This is a genomic window from Luteimonas sp. MJ250 (genome assembly GCF_039548455.1).
In the GTDB taxonomy this organism is placed as follows: Bacteria; Pseudomonadota; Gammaproteobacteria; order Xanthomonadales; family Xanthomonadaceae; genus Luteimonas.
The window spans coordinates 122,230-140,975 of the sequence record NZ_JBCLVB010000012.1 but is presented as its reverse complement, the minus strand read 5'-3'; the positions used below and the strand labels follow the sequence as shown (position 1 = coordinate 140,975).

The window sequence follows — 18,746 nt, the reverse complement described above, 5'->3', positions numbered from 1 at the left end:
AGTCCGTCCAGAGGCGCCCTACTCCCACTCGATCGTCGCCGGCGGCTTGCCGCTGATGTCGTAGACCACGCGCGACACGCCACGGACCTCGTTGATGATCCGGTTGGAGACCCGGCCAAGGAAGTCGTAAGGCAGATGCGCCCAGTGCGCGGTCATGAAGTCGATGGTCTCGACCGCGCGCAGCGCGATGACCCATTCGTAGGCGCGCGCGTCGCCGACCACGCCCACCGACTTCACCGGCAGGAAGACCGCGAATGCCTGGCTGGTCCTGTCGTACAGGCCGGCCTTGCGCAGCTCCTCGATGAAGACGGCGTCCGCGCGCGCGAGGATGTCGGCGTACTCCGGCTTCACCTCGCCCAGGATGCGCACGCCCAGGCCCGGGCCCGGGAATGGATGGCGGTAGACCATCTCGTGCGGCAGGCCCAGCGCCACGCCGATGCGCCGCACTTCGTCCTTGAACAGTTCGCGCAGCGGCTCCACCAGGCCCATCTTCATGTGTTCGGGCAGGCCGCCGACGTTGTGGTGGCTCTTGATCACGTGCGCCTTGCCGGTCTTGCTGCCGGCCGACTCGATCACGTCGGGATAGATCGTGCCCTGTGCCAGCCACTTGGCATTGGCCAGTTTGCCGGCCTCCTCGTCGAAGATCTCGATGAACAGCCCACCGATGATCTTGCGCTTGGCCTCGGGATCGGTGACCCCGGCCAGCGCGCTGAAGTAGCGATCGCGTGCATCGACCCGGATCACCCGGATGCCGAGCCCATGCGCGTCTGACGCATCGGCGAAGGTCGCCATCACCTGGTCGCCCTCCTGCCAGCGCAGCAGGCCGGTGTCGACGAAGACACAGGTCAGCTGGTCGCCGATCGCGCGGTGCAGCAGCGCGGCCACGACGGAAGAATCGACGCCACCCGAGAGACCCAGGATTACATCATCGCTGCCGACGGTTTCGCGCACGCGCGCGACCTGGTCCTCGATGATGTGCTCGGCCGTCCACAGCGTCTCGCTGCCGCAGACGTCGACCACGAAGCGGCGCAGCAGCGCCTGGCCCGAGGTGGTGTGGGTGACTTCCGGATGGAACTGCACGCCGTACCAGCGCCTGTCCTCGTTGGCGAAGGCCGCGACCGGCACCCGGGCGGTGCTTGCGGTGACGGTGAAGCCGGGCGGTGCCTTCGAGACGTGGTCGCCGTGGCTCATCCACACGTCCAGGCGCGGCGGTTCGCTGCCATGGTCGTTGAGCTCGCCGAACAGGCGGTCGCGCGCCATCAGCGTGACTTCGGCGTGGCCGTACTCGCGCGCGTCGGCGGCTTCGGTCTCGCCGCCGAGCTGCTTGGCCATGGTCTGCATGCCGTAGCAGATGCCGAGCAGCGGCAGGCCGCTGTCGAACACTTCCTGCGGCGCGCGCGGGCAGCCCTCGACCGTGGTCGACTCCGGCCCGCCCGAAAGGATGATGCCGCGGGCGCCGAAGGCCGCGATCTCGGACGGGTCGTGGTCCCAGGCCCAGATCTCGCAGTACACGCCCAGCTCGCGCACGCGGCGCGCGATCAGCTGCGTGTACTGGGCGCCGAAATCGATGATCAGGATCTTGTCGCGGTGCAGGTCGGTCATGGCGTGGGGTCTTGGTGCGGTGCCGCGGGAACGGCCATCCGGAAGGTGCATTGCTCGAGTTCCGCGTTCCATTCGCCGCCGTTGCCGGTGCAGGAATCGCGCAGCTGCCAGCCGCGGTAGAAGTCGTAGCCGTAGACCACGGCCGCCACCAGGGCCGCAACCAGGAGGCCGCGGACCAGGATGCGACGGCCGGGCGCACGCGGGTCGCGAAGGGTTGGCGCCTTCATCAACCGGCCCTGTAGTTCGGCGGTTCCTTGGTGATCTGCACGTCGTGGACATGGCTTTCGCGCTGGCCGGCACCGGTGATCTTCACCATTTGCGGCTTGCTGCGCATGTCCTCGACGGTGCCGCAGCCGACGTAGCCCATCGTGGCCCGAAGGCCGCCGATCAGCTGGTGGATCACGCCGCTGAGCGGGCCGCGATACGGCACCCGGCCCTCGATGCCTTCCGGCACCAGCTTGTCGGCCGAAGCGGCCTCCTGGAAGTAGCGGTCGCTGGAGCCCTTCTCCATTGCCGCCAGGCTGCCCATGCCGCGATAGCTCTTGTAGCTGCGGCCCTGGTAGAGCTCGGTCTCGCCGGGGGTTTCCTCGGTGCCGGCGAACAGGCCGCCGATCATCACCGTGGACGCGCCGGCGGCCAGCGCCTTTCCGATGTCGCCCGAGTAGCGGATGCCGCCGTCGGCGATCAGCGGGATGCGGTCCTGCAGGGCCGAAGCCACCATGTCGATGGCGGTGATCTGCGGCACGCCCACGCCCGCGACCACGCGCGTGGTGCAGATCGAACCCGGACCCACGCCGACCTTGACCGCGTCGGCGCCGGCGTCCAACAGCGCAAGCGCCGCGTCGCCGGTGACGATGTTGCCGCCGACCACCTGCAGCTGCGGATAGCGCTTCTTGGCCCAGGCCACCCGGTCGATGACGCCCTGCGAATGGCCGTGCGCGGTGTCGACGATGATGACGTCGGCGCCGGCGGCGGCCAGGCGTTCGATGCGCTCCTCGGTATCGCCGCCCACGCCCACCGCGGCGCCGACCAGCAGGCTCTCGGACAGATCCTTGGCGGCGTTCGGGTTGTCCTGCGCCTTCTGGATGTCCTTGACGGTGATGAGGCCGCGCAGCTGGAACTCGTCGTTGACCACCAGCACCTTCTCGATCCGGTGGCGGTGCAGCAGCTCGATCACTTCGCCGTCGCTGGCGCCTTCCTTCACCGTGACCAGCTTGTCCTTGCGGGTCATGATGTTGCGCACCGGGTCATCGAGCTTCTTCTCGAAGCGCATGTCGCGCCCGGTGACGATGCCGACCAGCTTGTCGCCATCGACCACCGGCACGCCGGAGATGTTGCGCGCGCGGGTGAGCCGCAGCACTTCGCCGATCGAGGTCTGCGGGCCGACGGTGAAGGGTTCGCGGATGACACCGGCCTCGAAGTTCTTGACCTGCAGCACGTGCGCGGCCTGGCGCTCGGCGCTCATGTTCTTGTGCACGATGCCGATGCCGCCGAGCTGGGCCATGGCGATGGCCAGGCGGGCTTCGGTCACCGTGTCCATGGCGGCCGACACGATCGGAATGTTCAGGCGCAGGTCGCGCGTGAGCCGGGTGGCGAGGGAGACGTCCTTGGGGAGGACCGTGGAATGCGCCGGGACGAGCGAGACGTCGTCGAAGGTGAGCGCTTCAGCCTGGATGCGCAGCATGGGCGTGCCGGTGATGGTGAAGCACGACATTCTACCCCGTCGCCATCGGCTGCAGCGCGGCCGGTGGCGGAATGGCGCGTCCCGCCCGGGACCTCGTGGGGCAGGCCGCGCCCCGGCGCTCAGGTGCCCGACGCAGCGGCGTCCGCAGCCTCGGCGGCTTCCAGCGTGTTCTGCATCAGGGTGGCCACGGTCATCGGCCCGACGCCGCCGGGCACCGGCGTGATCCAGCTTGCGCGCGCGGACGCCGCGGCAAAACCGACGTCGCCCACCAGGCGGCCATCGTCCAGGCGGTTGATGCCGACATCGATCACCACGGCACCGGGCTTCACCCACTCGCCCGGCACCAGGTCGGGCTTGCCCACCGCCACCACCAGGATGTCGGCCTCGCCCACGTGCCGGCGCACCACGTCGCGCGGCGTGAACTTGTGGCAGCTGGTGACCGTGCAGCCGGCGATCAGCAGCTCCAGCGCCATCGGCCGCCCGACGTGGTTGCTGACGCCGACGATCGTCGCGCTCTGCCCGCGCACCGGGCGGTCGGTCCAGGCCAGCAGCGTGGTGATGCCGCGCGGCGTGCAGGGCCGCAGGCCGAACTGGCGCAGCGCCAGGTGGCCGACGTTCTCGGGGTGGAAGCCGTCGACGTCCTTGCGCGGATCGATGCGGTGGATCAGCCGGGTGGCGTCGGGAATGCCGGGCAACGGCAGCTGCACCAGGATGCCGTGCACTCCGGGATCGGCGTTGAGGCGGTCGATCAGCGCCAGAAGCTCGGCTTCGGTGGTGCCTGCGGGCAGGTCGAAGTCGAGCGCACGGATGCCGACGATGCCCGCCGCGCGCCGCTTGTTGCGCACGTAGGAGCGCGAGGCCGGGTTGTCGCCGACCAGCACCACGGCCAGGCCGGGCGGCGCGTGGCCGGACGCGGTGCGCGCTTCCACCCGCAGCCTGAGGGCGTCGAGGAGTTCATCGGCGATGCGCTTGCCGTCGAGGATGCGGGCCTGGTGAGCGATATCGGGCATGCCTGTGGGTCGCGGGCGTGAGGCCTTCATTGTCGCCGATCGACACCGCATGACGCGAGCCGCGGGGCGGGCATGGCCTCAATCGATCGGCGCCTGCCCTGCGGCCGGGCAGCGCGGCACGCCCGACCCGACTACGCAGTGCACGCAGCACTGCGGTGCCGGCACAGGTGTCTGACCGGCCATGGGCGGCGCCGGTGCAAGCCGGGCAAGCTCGGCCGGCGGCCGCAGCTGCAGCAGCGCTGCCCAGTCCTGGCGGTTGGCGCTGCAGGCCGATGGCTGGTCCGGGCTGCATTCCACGCCATCATCGCCACGCAGCGGCAGCTCGGCGAACCGGCCACCCTCGGTGAGCGGCAGCAGGCGCATGGTGACGCCGTCGAACACATTGCCACCGACCAGCCGCGCCGTGCGATCGCGCGCTTCCGCGGCCGAGACCACGATGTCGCAGTGCATGCCCAGGCCGCCATCCTGCGCGCTGAGCAGGGTCGCCAGGCCGCCGAAGCCGTAGTTCCTGCCCGGGACGCGCACGTAGCACAACAGGTCGCCGCGGGCCGGCCGCGCCGCGTGCGGATCGACGATGCGATACGGGCTGCCGTCGGGATCGCGATAGGCCGCCCGCACGTAGTCGACGTGGCTGGCGGACGCGCCGAAGCCCGGCAGCGCGGCCCGTCGCATCACCCAGGACACGAAGGCGGCCGACCACGGCGTGTCGACCACGAAGCTGCGACAGGCCGGTGCCGGGTACGCGTCACTGGCGGCAACGCACTCCGCCGCGCCGGCGCGCTGCTGCACCTGCCACAGCAGGCCGCTGCCGCGCCAGTACCCGGCCACCCGCAGCCAGGCGGACTGGCCGTTGGCCAGGCGTGCGTTCTCCGCCTCGCGCACCGTGGACCCCGCAAGGCGACCGTCACGGTCGATGAAGCCGCGATACCAGGCCTGGTGCTCCTCGCAGGCCGTGGCTGCGATCCGGGTGGCCGCATCCGGCGCCGCCTGCTGCGCCCGCAGCAGCGGACAGGGGTCGGACGCCCACGCCGATGTCGGCGCCAGCACCAGGGACGCAAGCAGGAGGAGCGCAAAAGCGGCGTGCTGCCACGGCCGATGTGCCATGTGTAGATTTCCCCGGAATGTCGACCGGAGCGTATCGCAGCGCCCGGGCGCGGGTACTCACGCGCAGGCGACGGCTCCCTCAGCCCGCGCAGAAGGCCTCGTAATCGATGTAGCCGGGGAACGCCGCGTCCGGCGCGCACAGCGGGCACGCCGGGTCCGGCGTCAGCCGGGTTTCGCGGAAGCGCATGCCGAGCGCGTCGAAATGCAGCAGGCGCCCGCGCAGCGGCTCGCCCACGTGCAGCAGCAGCTTCAGCGCCTCGGTGGCCTGCAGCATGCCGACCACGCCGGGCAGCACGCCAAGCACCCCCGCTTCGCTGCAGTTGGGTGCCGCATCGGCGGGCGGGGGCTCCGGGAACAGGCAGCGATAGCACGGCGCCTCGCCGCGGTGGCGCCCGGCGTCGAACACGCTCACCTGGCCTTCGAAGCGGTGCACCGCGCCGTAGACCAGCGGCACGCCCAGCCTCACGCAGGCGTCGTTGAGCAGGTAGCGCACGGGGAAGTTGTCGGCGCCGTCGACCACGACGTCCACGCCTTCCAGCAGGCGCTCGACGTTCGCCGAGGTCAGCCGTTCGGCCACCGCCTCGATCTTCATCCGCGGATTGAGGGCCGACAGCCGCACTTCGGCGGAATCGACCTTGCGCATGCCGATGTCGGCATCGGCGTGCAGGATCTGCCGCTGCAGGTTGCTGCGCTCGACCACATCGTCATCGACGATGCGCAGTTCGCCCACGCCGGCTGCCGCCAGGTAGAACGCCGCCGGCGAACCCAGGCCTCCGGCGCCGAGCATCAGCACGCGCGCCATCGCCAGCCGCTTCTGTCCGCGCATGCCGATCTCGGGCAGCAGCAGGTGGCGCGAGTAGCGCTCGTGGAAGTCTTGGTCGCGCGGCTGCGCCGGCGCCTCGGGTCGCGCCATCGGCAGGCCTTCCGCGGCCCACAGCAGGGTGCCGCCGCGAACGGAGTGCACGTTGCGGTAGCCCTGCCGCAGCAGGGTCTCGGCCGCCAGCATTGAGCGCCCCCCGCTCTGGCAGATGAGCAGCAGCTCCGCGTCGCGGTCGTGGAAATGGAAGTCGGGTTCTATTTCGAGTTCGTCGCGGGAGATCCCCCGCGCGCCTTCGGCCATGCCGAGCTCGCGCTCGTGCTCCTCGCGTACGTCGACGAGAATGGCGCCCGTGGTGGCGATGCGACGCTGCGCCTCGCGTGGTGTGATGTCGATGACCGGCATGCCGCGATTATCCTGCATGGGCCCACTCCCGCCGACTGTGGCGTGCCCCGATTGCGCCCTACCCTACGCCATGGCAGGGCCGTCTGCCGGGCCGGCCGCGGGACGCACCGTTCAGACCGGCGAGAACCCCGCGGCGGCGAGGTCGGGCGGCGTATTGAGGTTGCCGAAGCGCAGGCCGGCAAAGCGCACTGCGACCATGCCCAGGCGCGACTGCAGGCCGTGCACGGAGAGTTCGCCGGAGCTGAGCACGGCGGGCAATGCCGCGCGCAGCGCGTCCACCCGCCACAGCGCGACCAGCGGCTGCCGGCCGTCATCGTCCTCGGCCCAGGCACCGTCGCCGCCCGCGGCGCGGAGGCTGCGCAACAGGCAATCGTTGACCGAGACCAGGTCGACCGGGAGCGTAAGCAGCCAAGGGGTCGTGCAGGCGTCTGCCAGGGCCTCCAGCCCGCCCAGCGGACCAAGGCCGGCGCGGCGGTCGGCGATCGCGGCCAGCCCGTGGCTGGCATAGCGCTCCAGGTCGCGATTGGCCGACACCAGCACCGCGTCCACTTCCGCCTCGACACGTTGCGCCAGGCGCAGCACCTGCGCTTGCCCGCGCCTTTCAAGCCACGCCTTGTCGGCGCCGTCCAGGCGCGTGGCGCGCCCTCCGGCCAGCAGTCCGAGCGTGGTCGCCGCGGCGCTCACTTGCCGCGCTTGGCGTGCCTGACCAGGCGCTTGCGCTTCGCGACCTGGCGCTCGCTGAGCACGTTCTTGCGGTCCTTGTAGGGGTTCTCGCCTTCGCGGAACACGAAGCGCACCGGCGTACCCACCAGCTTGAAGCGCTTGCGGAAGAAGTTCTCGAGGTAGCGCCGGTAGCTGTCGGGCAAGGTGCGCAGCCGCGTGCCGTGGACCACGATCGTCGGCGGGGTATCGCCGCCGGGGTGCGCGAAGCGCAGCTTGGCGGCATGGCCACGGACCACGGGCGGTGGATTGGACTCCGCGGCCATTTCGATCGCGCGGGTCACTTCCGCCGTGCTGAAGATGCGCGTGGCCGACGCGTGGGCGCGGTGCACGGCGCCGAACAGCTCGCGCAGCCCGGAACCATGCAGCGCACTGATGCGCACGGCCTCGGCCCAGGGCACGAAGGCGAGCTTGCGCGACAGCAGCGCCTCGACCTGCTCGCGCTGGTAGGTGTCCAGCCCGTCCCACTTGTTGACCGCGACCACCAGCGCGCGGCCGGCATCGAGCACCGCGCCCAGCACGCTGGCATCCTGGTCGGTCACGCCTTCGCGGGCGTCGATCATCACCACCGCGACCTGGCACTGTTCGATCGACTGCAGGGTCTTGATGATCGAGAACGTTTCCACCGCTTCGTCGACCCGCGACTTGCGGCGGATGCCGGCGGTATCGACCAGCTGGTACAGGCGGCCGTCACGCTCGAGGTCGACCGCGATCGAATCGCGGGTGGTCCCGGCGACGTCGGAGGCGATCATCCGCTCCTCGCCGAGGATCCGGTTCACCAGGGTCGACTTGCCGACGTTGGGCCGGCCGATGAAGGCGAGGCGGATGCGTTCCGGGTCGTCGGCCAGCGCTTCGGTCGCGCCTTCCTCTGGCACGCGTTCGCGGATCTCGTCGACCAGGTCGTCGATGCCCTGGCGGTGCGCGGAGGAGATCGCCAGCACGTCCTTGAAGCCGTAATGCGCGAACTCCGCCACGGCGGCGCGGGCGTCCATGCCGTCGGTCTTGTTGACCACGAGCAGGGTCGGGCGGGCCGACTTGCGCAGCCAGGCCAAGATCTCGTCGTCCACGGTCGACGGGCCTTCGCGGCCGTCGACCACGAACAGCACGAGGTCGGCCTCGTCGGCGCCGGCACGGGCCTGGCGCGCGGTGGCGCCGGCCAGGTTGCCGGTCGTCAGGTGCACCCCGCCATCGGCGATGCCTCCGGTATCGACCAGCGCGAACGGGCGCTCTTCATCGATGCGGCACACGCCGTAGTGGCGGTCGCGGGTCACGCCGGGCTGGTCGTGCACCAGCGCGTCGCGCGTCCGGGTGAGCGCGTTGAAGAGCGTCGACTTGCCGACGTTGGGACGGCCTACGAGGGCGATCAGGGGAAGCATGCTGTGTCGTGCCTTGGTGCGGTGCGGGGCGGAAACGCGCGGCCCCGGGCAGTGAGACTACCCGGGGCCGCGGCTGTCCGCCATTTTATCGGGTTCAGTCGATGCGCCAGGCGCTGAGGTCGCCGTTGACGTTCTGGACCACGAGGATGCCGTCGGCCACGGCCGGACGCCCGGCGATGGCCGCCCGGCCGGCGCGCGTGCGCGCGGCGAACTCGCCGTCGGACAGGCGCATCCAGTGCAGGTAGCCGTCGAAATCGCCGACCACGGCATAGCTGCCCTGCACTGCTGCCGGACCCGGGTTGCGCCGGGCCAGCGCAGGCTGCTGCCAATAAGCCGTGCCCACGTACTTGTCGATTCCCCAGACCGTGCCGGCGGCATCGCTCACCACGACCCGGTCGTCGGCCATGCCGACGCCGCCTGCGCCGCCACTTTCAGCGGCCCAGAGCGGACGGCCCGACGGGCCTTCGAATGCCATGGTGGTGCCCTTGTAGCTGCTGGCGAACACGGCGCTGCCGTCGACCACCGGTGCGCCGTCGACATCGGCCATGCGCTCCAGTTCGGTGCGTCCATCGGGCGTCCCGACCGGCTGTTCCCAGACCAGGCGCCCGTCCGCCAGCGACAGCGCGGCCAGGTTTCCTTCATCGGTGCCGATGAACGCCAGGCCGGGCGCCAGGGTGACCGGCGCATTGCCGCGCACGGTCAAGGACGGCAGTTCACGAACCCAGAACCAGCGGCGCTCCCCGCTGGCCGCATCGAAAGCGGTGACCCGGCCATCGTTGGAGCGCACGACCACCAGGCCCTGGCCGACGGCGGGGCGCGTGATCACCTCGTTGGGCACCTGGGCGGTCCAGCGCAGGGCGCCGGTTTCGGCGTCCAGCGCCACCACGTCGCCATCAAGCGAGCCGGCGGCCACCAGGCCATCGCCCGCGCCCGGCCCGCCAGACAGGCGCAGGTCCGTCTCGTGGTGCCAAACGCGGCTGCCGCTCTGGAGGTCGAATGCGCGCACCCCACCCTTCACCGACGCGGCATAGACCCGTCCGTCGGCGATGGTTGCCGCCTGCGCCACGCCGGTGTCGCCGTCACCCTTGCCGGCGCTGGCCGTCCAGATGCGGCTGGGCGTGGCGGACGACTGGAACTCCACGAGCTCGGCCGGCTCGGTATTGGCCTTGTCGTCATCCCCGCCGAACCAGCCCCGGACGGTGCTGCAGCCGGTGACCATGGCGACGCATGCGAGCAGGGGCAGCGCGCGTGCGGCAAAGCGCCGGGCGTGGCGGCGCGAGTGCGTGTGCGTGAGGGCGGTCATGGGGCTTCTTCCTCGATCCTGGCGGGCGTGCCGCCGACGTCGATCAGTTTGATTTCGAGCAGTTGGCGCTGGCTCACCGCCGCTTCGTCGAGCCTGGTGAGCGCCGCCAGGTAAGCCTCGCGGGCCTGCTCCATGCGGCCGGCGGCGTACTCGGCGTCGCCACGGACCTCGAGGCTGCCGGCATCGTCGGCATCGCCTAGCGCCGCCAGTGCTTCGTCGATCCTGCCGGCGTCGACCAGCAGCACCGCGCGTCGGCGCGCGACCACCGGGGCCAGCGCGGGTTCGGGATCGCCGATGTCCGAAAGCGTCTTGATCGCGGCTTCGCCGTCACCGGCCCCGACCTGCGCGGCTGCGAGCTCAAGGGCCACCAGCGTGCCGTAGACGCCGTCGTCAAGCCCTGCCCCTTCGGCAAGCGTGCGCGCCTTGTCGAGTTCGCCCGCGGCGATGCTGTCGCTTATCGCGGCGTAGGCATCGCCGGAGGCAACGCGCTGGGCCAGCAGGTGGTCCTGCCACTTCCCGTATCCGTAGACCAGGGCAAGCGCAACCGCGATGCCTGCGATGACCCCGAAGGCGTTCTGGCGGATCCACTCGCGTACGCGTTCGCCCTGTTCGTGCTCATCGAGCAACTCGTCTACTGCCATGTCCATCCGATCGTGCTGGGTACCGCGCCGCCATTGGAGGGGCAGGCACCGGAAAGGGAACGGCCCGTGAGCGGGCCGCCGGTTTCATGCGCCGGGCCCGACCGGGCCGCCGCATCCGCTGCGCGTCGTACTCAGTGTTCGACAGGCGCCAGCGAACCGTCAGAGGATACCGTAAAGCGGGCGACGTTCGCCCGCAGGTAGGGGGAGAGATCCTGCTCGACACCGTCGCGGCGCACGGCCACGGCGCCGGCATTGCCGAGCACGACGCGGCCGACCTCGCCCGCGGCGAAGCTGCGCACGGCACCCGCGCCAAGCAGGGACTGCTCGATGAGGCTGCCATCCGGCGCGGTGATCTCGACCCAGCTGTCGGCATCCACGCGCAGTTCGAGCGCCCCTTCCGCGTCGACAGGCAGCGACGCCACCGGGATCGGTGCGTGCCTCTGGACCGGCGCCATCGACGCCACCAGTGGCGTGGGGCCGCGCTGTACCGGCACCGCCGTCGGCGAGGGCGTGGAGACCGGCACGTCGAGCGAGCCCGACACCGTGTCCTGGGGCGAAAGGTGCAGCCAGACCGGCAGTGCAATGGCGCCGGTGATCACGACATAGACCAGGCGACGCGCGAACTGCTCGGCAACGATGCGCATGCGCGGCACATAGGTCCGCGGCGTGAGTTCGACCGGCTGCACGGCGGCGACGCCGGAGGCGGCATGCACGGAGTCGGTGGCAAGTCCCAGCAGGCGTCCGTAGCTGCGCAGCTGCCCGCGGATGAAGACCGGCGCGCCGAGGCGGCTCCAGTCCTCGGCTTCGAGCGACTCCACCACGCGCACCGGCATTTTCAGCCGGCTTGCCACGTCCTGCACGGACAGGCCCGCGCCTTCACGCGCGGTGCGGAGGCGTTGGCCGCAGCCCTGGTGGACATCGGCGGTGTTGTGGTCTGGCGGCATCATCGTGAACTGCTGTCCCCGGGCAGCGCTGCCTGCGCTTGCGGAAATTCCGTCCGCAGACGCTGAACATAACGAGCGGCGGCAGCCTTGTCGCCGAGCTTTTCTTCGATCTGTGACGCAAGTAGTAACGCGGCGGGCGTTGCCGACGCTGCGTCGAGGCGACGCTGCGAAAACGCCCGCGCCTCGAAATGTTTCCCCTGCCCGTAAAGATGCCGTGCCAGCGCTTCGAGCGCAACCGCGTTCATCGGATCCAGCCGCAGCGCGGCGCGCAGGTCGCGCTCGGCCCGCCCCGGCTGCCCGCCTTCCACCGCGCAGGCACCCGCATTGGCGAGGGCCGACTCGGGGCTCGCGTAGCTGCGATCGGCCAGCGCCCGGTCGAACCAGTCCAGCGACTCCGGCGCACGCCCGTTGAGGCACAGCCAGCTGCCGTAGTTGTTGAGCGCGGGCCCCGAGGCTGGCGCCAGCTCCGCGGCGCGGGCGTAGTAGCCGCCGGCCTCGCCGGCCTGGCCCTGGCGCTCCAGTGCCAGCGCCATCAGCGTGTGTGCGAGCGGGTCGCCGGCGTCGGCTTTCAGCGCCAGCCGCGCCTGCTCCCTGGCATCGGCGGCGCGCCCTTCCCTCAGCGCCTGCTCGCCGCGAAGCAGGTGCGCACGCGCGTTGCCGGCGCCATTCCGATTGCGCTTGTCGTCGCTGAAATCGTAGGTCTGCGCCACCTGTTCGGAGCTGCCGCGCGCAGCGCTCGGTTTGACGAAGCTCAGCCGCGAACATCCGGAAACAAGTACGACGAGCGTGAGTGCAACCACTGCCGCTGCGCCATCAGGAAGGCGCATGGCTGTCCTTCCCCGCCTCGAGGCTGCGGCGGAAATCCGCCTGGCGCCGGGTCCGGTCGGCCACCTGGCCCTTGAGCTGGCCGCAGGCGGCATCGATGTCGTCGCCGCGGGTGCGGCGCACCGGCGCGATCATGCCGGCGCTGTTGAGCAGTTTCTGGAATGTCCTGATCGCGAGTTCGTCGGGGCGCTCGTAGCGCGTGCCCGGGAAGGGGTTGAACGGGATCAGGTTGATCTTGGCGGCGTCCTTCATCTGCACGGCGCGGTCGAACCCGCGCAGCAGCTGCACGAGCTCGAGCGCGTGCTCGGGCTGGTCGTTGACGCCCTTCATCAGGGTGTACTCGAAGGTCACCGACTCGCCCTTCTTGCGCAGCGCGTAGCGCACGCAGGCGTCCATCAGCTGGGCGATCGGATATTTCTTGTTGAGCGGCACCAGGGTGGTGCGCAGCGCGTCGTTGGGCGCATGCAGGGACACGGCGAGCGAGACGTCGCTCTCCTCGGCAAGGCGGTCGATCATCGGCACCATGCCGGCGGTCGAGAGCGTCACGCGCTTGTTGGCCAGGCCGTAGCCGAGATCGTCGCGCATCACGCTCATGGCGCGCACGACGTTGTCGAAATTGGCCAGCGGCTCGCCCATGCCCATCATCACCACGTTGGTGAGACGGCGCTGCTTGTGGGGGATGTTGCCGAGGTGCTTGGCGGCCACCCACACCTGGCCGATGATCTCGGCGGTCGACAGGTTGCGGTTGAAGCCCTGGGTCGCGGTGGAGCAGAAGGTGCAGTTGAGCGCGCAGCCGACCTGCGAGGACACGCACAGCGTGCCGCGCCCCTTGTCGGGGATGTAGACGGCCTCGATCGCATTCTTGCCGTCCATGCCCAACAGCCACTTGTGGGTGCCGTCTTCGGACGCCTTGTCGAAATGGACCTGCGGCACGATGACGTCCGCGCGCTCCTGCAGCTTGGCGCGAAGCGCCTTGCCGAGGTCGGTCATTTCCTCGAAATCGGTGACGTGCCGGTGGTGGATCCACTTCATGACCTGGTGCGCACGGAAACGCTTCTCGCCGAGTTCGTCGGCAAAGAAGTTCTCAAGCCCCGCACGATCGAGGTCAAGGAGGTTCTGCTTGGGCGTGGCTTGGGTCACTGTGTTTCCGGGGTCAGGCATTTGCCACGGATCACGCGGATGAGGGCATCAATGCGGATAGAGCGGAAAGCGAGTGAAAAAGACAGTCTTTGTCACGTTTGCTTTTGCTCGACCCGCGTTCATCCGCGTGGATCCGTGGCAAAAAATCAACGGGCGTAAACGTCCGTCGACGGGAAGAAATACGCGATTTCGACGGCGGCGGTTTCGGCGGCGTCGGAGCCGTGCACTGCATTGGCGTCGATCGAGTCGGCGAAGTCGGCGCGGATGGTGCCGGCGGCGGCTTCCTTGGGGTTGGTGGCGCCCATCAGGTCGCGGTGCTTGAGGACGGCATTCTCGCCCTCGAGGACCTGGATCATCACCGGGCCGCTGATCATGAACTCGACCAGCGCGTTGAAGAACGGACGCTCGCGGTGCACCGCGTAGAAGCCTTCGGCCTCGGCGCGCGACAGCTGCTTCATCTTCGAGGCGGCGATCTTCAGGCCGGCCTTTTCGAAGCGGGAATAGATTTCGCCGATGACGTTCTTGGCAACGGCATCGGGCTTGATGATCGACAGTGTGCGCTCCAGCGCCATGGGAAGGTCTCCGGTAAAACGGGCCGGCCATCCTGGGCAGACCCGAAAGGTAACAGAAAAACCCACGCCGGGGCGCGGGTTTAGCCAACAAGGCTGTGTCTGATTCTACCGGATCGTGCACGCTGTCTGCACGCGGTTTCGCGATCCTTCCGGGTTGACCCGCCATTCACGGCAGGCCTACTATCCAAACAAGCGTTTGATTCAGGCAGGGCCCTCCCGCGTCATGGCAAGCACCCAGTTTTCGACCAAGGACCGGATCCTCGGCGCCGCCGAGGAGCTGTTCGCCCAGCACGGCTTCAGCGGCACCTCGCTGCGCCAGGTCACCGGACGCGCCGACGTCAACATCGCCGCGGTCAATTACCACTTCGGAAGCAAGGAAAACCTCATCAACGAGGTGTTCCGGCGGCGCATGGACGAGATGAGCCGGCAGCGACTGGCGTCCCTGGCCGAGGCCCGCGCCAGCAGTCCCGGCGAGTTGGCCCCGGTCCTCGCCGCGTTCGTGGAGCCGGCGCTCGCGCTGGCCCGCGACCGCCAGGGCGGCGGCGCCTTCATCCGCGTCATCGCGCGCGCCTACGCGGAGAAGAACGATGGCCTGCGCAAGTTCCTGTCCGAGCAGTACGGCCATGTCCTGCGCGAGTTCGCGCGGGCGATCGCCGAGTGCGTGCCCGAGCTGGACAAGGAGCAGCTGTACTGGCGCCTGGACTTCCTGTCCGGTGCGCTGACCTACGCGATGTCCGATTTCGGGCTGATCAAGCGCCCCACCGGGGTGGCTGAAATCGCCCACCGCAAGCGTGCCGCGGAGGAGCTGATCCGCTTCGCGGTCGCCGGAATCAAGAGCTGAATCTCCCTTGCATCAAGGAGTTGCATAACATGTCTGAGAAATTGCTTGTGCGCCGGGCCGCCGTGCTCGGTGCCGGAGTGATGGGCGCCCAGATCGCCGCCCATCTCACCAACGCCGGTGTCGACACCGTGCTGTTCGACCTTCCGGCCAAGGAAGGCGAAGCCAACGGCATCGTCAACCGCGCCATCGCCAGCCTGGGCAAGCTCAGCCCCGCCCCGCTGGCGTCGAAATCCCTGGCCGCGGCGATCGTGCCCGCCAACTACGAGCTGGGCCTGCAGCGTCTCAAGGACTGCGACCTGGTGATCGAGGCGATCGCCGAGCGCATGGACTGGAAGCAGGACCTGTACGCGAAGATCGCGCCGTTCATCGCCGATCACGCCGTGCTCGCCAGCAACACTTCGGGCCTGGGCATCAACAAACTGGCCGAAGTCCTGCCTGAAAAGCTGCGGCCGCGCTTCTGCGGCGTGCACTTCTTCAACCCGCCGCGCTACATGCACCTGGCCGAGCTGATCCCGGCCAAGGGCACCGACAAGGCCGTGCTGCAGGGACTGGAAACCTTCCTGACCACCACGCTCGGCAAGGGCGTGGTCTACGCGCGCGACACGCCTAACTTCATCGGCAACCGCATCGGCGTGTTCTCGATCCTTGCCACCATCCACCACACCGTCGAGGGCGGACTGGGCTTCGACGAGGTCGACGCCCTGACCGGTCCACTGGTCGGGCGCCCGAAATCGGCGACTTACCGCACCTCCGACGTGGTCGGGCTGGACACCATGGGCCACGTCATCAAGACCATGGCCGACACCTTGCCCGACGACCCTTGGCACAAGTACTTCAAGTCGCCGAAGTGGCTGGCCGCGCTGGTCGAGAAGGGCGCGCTGGGCCAGAAGGCCGGCGCCGGCATCTTCCGCAAGGCAGGCAAGGACATCATGGTCCTGGACCTGGAGAAGCAGGACTACCGCGCGGCCGACCGCAAGGCCGCCGACGAGGTGGTCGAGATCCTGAAGACGAAGGATCCGGTGGCGAAGTTCGCCGCCCTGCGCGCGAGCGGGCACCCGCAGGCGAAGTTCCTGTGGGGCGTGTTCCGCGACCTGTTCCACTACTCCGCCTACCACCTGGCCGACATCGCCGAGACCGCGCGCGACGTGGACCTGGCCATCCGCTGGGGCTACGGCTGGAGCCTGGGCCCGTTCGAGACCTGGCAGGCCGCCGGCTGGAAGCAGGTGGCGCAGTGGATCGCCGACGACATCGTGGCCGGCAAGGCCATGAGCGACGCGCCGCTGCCCGACTGGGTCTTCGACGGCCGCGACGGCGTCCACTCCGCCGAGGGCAGCTACAGCCCGGGCAAGAACGCCCGCCTGCCCCGTTCCGCCCTGTCCGTCTACAGGCGCCAGCGCTTCCCCGATCCGCTGCTGGGCGAGTCCTTCCCCAACGGCGAGACCGTGTTCGAGAACGACGGCATCCGCATGTGGACCGATGGCGACGACATCGCCGTGGCCTCGTTCAAGACCAAGATGCACACCGTTTCCGACCACGTGCTCGATGGCCTCCAGGAGGCCGTCGCCCGCGCCGAGCGCGACTTCGCGGGCCTGGTGATCTGGCAGCCGAAGGAGCCCTTCTCCGCCGGTGCGGACCTGGCCGGCGCGCTCGGCCTGCTGCAGGCCGGCAAGGTCGACGCCTTCGAGGCGATGGTCGCCAACTTCCAGGCCACCAGCCAGCGCATCAAATATTCGCTGGTGCCCGTCGTGGCCGCGGTGCGCGGCCTGGCGCTGGGCGGCGGCTGCGAGTTCCAGATGCACTCGGCGCGCACCGTTGCGCACCTCGAGAGCTACATCGGCCTGGTCGAGGCCGGCGTCGGCCTGCTGCCGGCCGGCGGCGGCCTGAAGGAGTTCGCCGTGCGCGCGTCGGATGCGGCCGGCCCGGACGGCGACGTGTTTGCCGAGCTCAAGGGCTGGTTCGAGTCGGTGGCAATGGCCAAAGTGTCCACCTCGGCGATGGAAGCGAAGGAACTCGGCCTGCTGCGCCCGCAGGACAGGATCGCCTTCCACGCCCACGAGCTGCTGTATATCGCGAAGCAGGAGGCGCGCGGCCTGGCCGAAACCGGCTACCGCCCGCCCCTGCCCGCCCGCCGCGTCCGCGTGGCCGGCGACGTCGGCATCGCCACCTTCCGCATGCTGCTGGAGAACATGCTCGAAGGCCGCTTCATCAGCGAATACGACTACGAGATCGCACAGCGCATCGCGACCGTGGTCAGCGGCGGCGACGTCGACCGGAATTCGGTGGTCGACGAGGACTGGCTGCTGCGGCTGGAGCGCCAGCACTTCGTGGAACTCGCGCAGCAGGAGAAGACCCAGGCCCGCATCGTGCACATGCTCAAGACCGGCAAGCCGCTGAGGAACTGATGCGACTCCGCCGGCTCCGGGAAGGAGCACGGCGGGCCGCCCCCATCCCGGCCTTCCCCCGCTCACGGGGGAAGGAGCAACGCAGGAACCACAACCCATGAGCAAGCAGATCCAGGACGCCTATATCGTCGCCGCCACCCGCACTCCGGTAGGCAAGGCGCCCAAGGGCGTGTTTCGCAATACCCGACCCGATGACATGCTGGCCCACGTGCTGAGGGCCGTGGTCGCGCAGGCGCCGGGCATCGACGTCAACCGCATCGACGATGCGATCATCGGCTGCGCCATGCCCGAGGGCGAGCAGGGCATGAACGTGGCGCGCATCGGCGTGCTGCTGGCCGGGCTGCCCGACACCGTGGCCGCGCAGACCATCAACCGCTTCTGTTCCTCGGGCCTGCAGGCCGTGGCGCTGGCGGCGGACCAGATCCGCCTCGGCAACGCCGACCTGGTGCTGGCCGGCGGCACCGAGAGCATGAGCATGGTGCCGATGATGGGCAACAAGATCGCGCTGTCCCCGGCGGTGTTCCGGGACGACCACGTCGCCATCGCCTACGGCATGGGCATCACCGCGGAAAAGGTTGCCGAAGAATGGAAGGTCTCGCGCGAGGACCAGGACGCGTTCGCGCTGGCGTCGCACCAGAAGGCGCTGGCGGCGCAGAAGGCCGGCGAGTTCCGCGACGAGATCGCTTCGCTGGAGATCATCTCGCGCCAGCCAGACCTGGGCGGCGGCGGCATGCGGCTCAGGAAGCTGCTGGTCGAGCATGACGAGGGCCCGCGCCCGGACACCTCGCTTGAAGGCCTCGCCAGGCTGCGCACGGTGTTCCGCAACGGGCAGTTCGGGGGCACCGTGACCGCCGGAAACTCATCGCAGATGAGCGATGGTGCCGGTGCCGTACTGGTTGCCTCGGAGCAGGCGATCAAGGATTACGGCCTGACCCCGCTCGCACGCTTCGTGTCCTTCTCGGTCGCAGGCGTGCGTCCAGAGGTGATGGGCATCGGCCCGATCGCGGCGATCCCGAAGGCGCTGAAGCAGGCCGGCCTGACCTCGGACCAGTTGGACTGGATCGAACTCAACGAGGCGTTCGCAGCCCAGGCACTGGCCGTCATCCGCGACTCCGGGCTTGATCCCGACAAGGTCAACCCGCTCGGCGGGGCGATCGCACTCGGCCATCCCCTCGGCGCGACCGGTGCCGTGCGCACCGCGACCATCGTCCACGGCATGCGGCGTCGCAAGCAGAAGTACGGCATGGTCACCATGTGCATCGGCACCGGCATGGGCGCCGCGGGCATCTTCGAGGCCCTGTAACGGGAAGGGGCGCCTCCCGGCGCCCCTTTGCGTCCTGGCCTGCCCGCGGGAGCGCGG

At 69.6% G+C, this 18,746-nt stretch carries 17 protein-coding genes; 3 read left to right on the top strand and 14 right to left on the bottom strand.

Features of this window, described 5'->3' with window-relative positions; all coding sequences use genetic code 11:
* Positions 1-18 precede the first annotated feature (18 nt).
* From guaA to ndk, 14 genes are all read right to left on the bottom strand, one after another.
* On the bottom strand, positions 19-1,602 hold the full coding sequence (gene guaA / locus WCE37_RS10340; protein WP_343279285.1) for a glutamine-hydrolyzing GMP synthase: 1,584 nt from the start codon (positions 1,600-1,602) through the stop codon (positions 19-21).
* Positions 1,599-1,829 carry a hypothetical protein gene (locus tag WCE37_RS10335; protein WP_343279284.1) on the bottom strand — a complete coding sequence of 77 codons (231 nt, stop codon included), beginning with the start codon at positions 1,827-1,829 and terminating at the stop codon, positions 1,599-1,601. The genes guaA and WCE37_RS10335 overlap by 4 nt, the downstream gene beginning before the upstream one ends.
* The gene (gene guaB / locus WCE37_RS10330) at positions 1,829-3,286 is read right to left on the bottom strand and encodes an IMP dehydrogenase (RefSeq protein ID WP_343279432.1); all 1,458 of its coding nucleotides are present in this window, start codon (positions 3,284-3,286) and stop codon (positions 1,829-1,831) included. Before guaB ends, WCE37_RS10335 begins: the two co-directional genes overlap by 1 nt.
* Before the next feature lie 119 nt (positions 3,287-3,405).
* Positions 3,406-4,296, bottom strand: a complete 891-nt coding sequence (gene folD, locus WCE37_RS10325) for a bifunctional methylenetetrahydrofolate dehydrogenase/methenyltetrahydrofolate cyclohydrolase FolD (RefSeq protein ID WP_343279283.1) — start codon at positions 4,294-4,296, stop codon at positions 3,406-3,408.
* A gap of 78 nt (positions 4,297-4,374) precedes the next feature.
* On the bottom strand, positions 4,375-5,400 hold the full coding sequence (locus WCE37_RS10320; protein ID WP_343279282.1) for a DUF2272 domain-containing protein: 1,026 nt from the start codon (positions 5,398-5,400) through the stop codon (positions 4,375-4,377).
* Positions 5,401-5,479: 79 nt separating this feature from the next.
* On the bottom strand, positions 5,480-6,622 hold the full coding sequence (gene moeB, locus WCE37_RS10315; protein WP_343254038.1) for a molybdopterin-synthase adenylyltransferase MoeB: 1,143 nt from the start codon (positions 6,620-6,622) through the stop codon (positions 5,480-5,482).
* A gap of 111 nt (positions 6,623-6,733) precedes the next feature.
* On the bottom strand, positions 6,734-7,306 hold the full coding sequence (locus tag WCE37_RS10310; protein ID WP_343279281.1) for an NTP transferase domain-containing protein: 573 nt from the start codon (positions 7,304-7,306) through the stop codon (positions 6,734-6,736).
* Positions 7,303-8,718: a ribosome biogenesis GTPase Der gene (gene der, locus WCE37_RS10305; protein WP_343279280.1), complete on the bottom strand. Its 1,416-nt coding sequence runs from the start codon at positions 8,716-8,718 to the stop codon at positions 7,303-7,305. Before der ends, WCE37_RS10310 begins: the two co-directional genes overlap by 4 nt.
* 94 nt (positions 8,719-8,812) lie before the next feature.
* The gene (gene bamB, locus WCE37_RS10300) at positions 8,813-10,021 is read right to left on the bottom strand and encodes an outer membrane protein assembly factor BamB (protein WP_343279279.1); all 1,209 of its coding nucleotides are present in this window, start codon (positions 10,019-10,021) and stop codon (positions 8,813-8,815) included.
* Positions 10,018-10,662 (bottom strand): tetratricopeptide repeat protein, encoded by a 645-nt coding sequence (locus tag WCE37_RS10295; RefSeq protein WP_343279278.1) that lies wholly within the window; start codon positions 10,660-10,662, stop codon positions 10,018-10,020. Before WCE37_RS10295 ends, bamB begins: the two co-directional genes overlap by 4 nt.
* Positions 10,663-10,793: 131 nt before the next feature.
* Positions 10,794-11,609: a RodZ domain-containing protein gene (locus WCE37_RS10290; protein WP_343279277.1), complete on the bottom strand. Its 816-nt coding sequence runs from the start codon at positions 11,607-11,609 to the stop codon at positions 10,794-10,796.
* Positions 11,606-12,406: a tetratricopeptide repeat protein gene (locus WCE37_RS10285; RefSeq protein ID WP_343279276.1), complete on the bottom strand. Its 801-nt coding sequence runs from the start codon at positions 12,404-12,406 to the stop codon at positions 11,606-11,608. The genes WCE37_RS10290 and WCE37_RS10285 overlap by 4 nt, the downstream gene beginning before the upstream one ends.
* Before the next feature lie 13 nt (positions 12,407-12,419).
* On the bottom strand, positions 12,420-13,571 hold the full coding sequence (gene rlmN, locus WCE37_RS10280) for a 23S rRNA (adenine(2503)-C(2))-methyltransferase RlmN (RefSeq protein WP_343279275.1): 1,152 nt from the start codon (positions 13,569-13,571) through the stop codon (positions 12,420-12,422).
* A gap of 146 nt (positions 13,572-13,717) precedes the next feature.
* Positions 13,718-14,143, bottom strand: coding sequence for a nucleoside-diphosphate kinase (gene ndk, locus WCE37_RS10275; protein WP_343253997.1), 426 nt, complete (start codon positions 14,141-14,143; stop codon positions 13,718-13,720).
* A 223-nt stretch (positions 14,144-14,366) separates the two neighbouring features.
* Between ndk and WCE37_RS10270 the strand changes: the two genes are divergently transcribed.
* The 3 genes from WCE37_RS10270 to WCE37_RS10260 all read left to right on the top strand — a co-directional run bounded on the left by WCE37_RS10270 (position 14,367) and on the right by WCE37_RS10260 (position 18,689).
* Positions 14,367-14,984, top strand: a complete 618-nt coding sequence (locus WCE37_RS10270; protein ID WP_343253998.1) for a TetR family transcriptional regulator — start codon at positions 14,367-14,369, stop codon at positions 14,982-14,984.
* 29 nt (positions 14,985-15,013) lie between these two features.
* Positions 15,014-17,386, top strand: a complete 2,373-nt coding sequence (locus WCE37_RS10265; protein ID WP_343279274.1) for a 3-hydroxyacyl-CoA dehydrogenase/enoyl-CoA hydratase family protein — start codon at positions 15,014-15,016, stop codon at positions 17,384-17,386.
* 97 nt (positions 17,387-17,483) lie between these two features.
* Entirely contained in the window at positions 17,484-18,689 is a 1,206-nt protein-coding gene (locus tag WCE37_RS10260) for an acetyl-CoA C-acyltransferase (RefSeq protein ID WP_343279273.1), read from the top strand.
* Positions 18,690-18,746: the final 57 nt, after the last annotated feature.

Excerpts from the sequence above, each read along its gene's own strand:
- guaA (WP_343279285.1), bottom strand. The coding sequence starts at position 1,602 with ATGACCGACCTGCACCGCGACAAGATCCTGATCATCGATTTCGGCGCC.
- WCE37_RS10335 (WP_343279284.1), bottom strand. The coding sequence starts at position 1,829 with ATGAAGGCGCCAACCCTTCGCGACCCGCGTGCGCCCGGCCGTCGCATC.
- guaB (WP_343279432.1), bottom strand. The coding sequence starts at position 3,286 with ATGCTGCGCATCCAGGCTGAAGCGCTCACCTTCGACGACGTCTCGCTC.
- folD (WP_343279283.1), bottom strand. The coding sequence starts at position 4,296 with ATGCCCGATATCGCTCACCAGGCCCGCATCCTCGACGGCAAGCGCATC.
- WCE37_RS10320 (WP_343279282.1), bottom strand. The coding sequence starts at position 5,400 with ATGGCACATCGGCCGTGGCAGCACGCCGCTTTTGCGCTCCTCCTGCTT.
- moeB (WP_343254038.1), bottom strand. The coding sequence starts at position 6,622 with ATGCCGGTCATCGACATCACACCACGCGAGGCGCAGCGTCGCATCGCC.
- der (WP_343279280.1), bottom strand. The coding sequence starts at position 8,718 with ATGCTTCCCCTGATCGCCCTCGTAGGCCGTCCCAACGTCGGCAAGTCG.
- bamB (WP_343279279.1), bottom strand. The coding sequence starts at position 10,021 with ATGACCGCCCTCACGCACACGCACTCGCGCCGCCACGCCCGGCGCTTT.
- WCE37_RS10295 (WP_343279278.1), bottom strand. The coding sequence starts at position 10,662 with ATGGCAGTAGACGAGTTGCTCGATGAGCACGAACAGGGCGAACGCGTA.
- WCE37_RS10290 (WP_343279277.1), bottom strand. The coding sequence starts at position 11,609 with ATGATGCCGCCAGACCACAACACCGCCGATGTCCACCAGGGCTGCGGC.
- ndk (WP_343253997.1), bottom strand. The coding sequence starts at position 14,143 with ATGGCGCTGGAGCGCACACTGTCGATCATCAAGCCCGATGCCGTTGCC.
- WCE37_RS10270 (WP_343253998.1), top strand. The coding sequence starts at position 14,367 with ATGGCAAGCACCCAGTTTTCGACCAAGGACCGGATCCTCGGCGCCGCC.
- WCE37_RS10265 (WP_343279274.1), top strand. The coding sequence starts at position 15,014 with ATGTCTGAGAAATTGCTTGTGCGCCGGGCCGCCGTGCTCGGTGCCGGA.
- WCE37_RS10260 (WP_343279273.1), top strand. The coding sequence starts at position 17,484 with ATGAGCAAGCAGATCCAGGACGCCTATATCGTCGCCGCCACCCGCACT.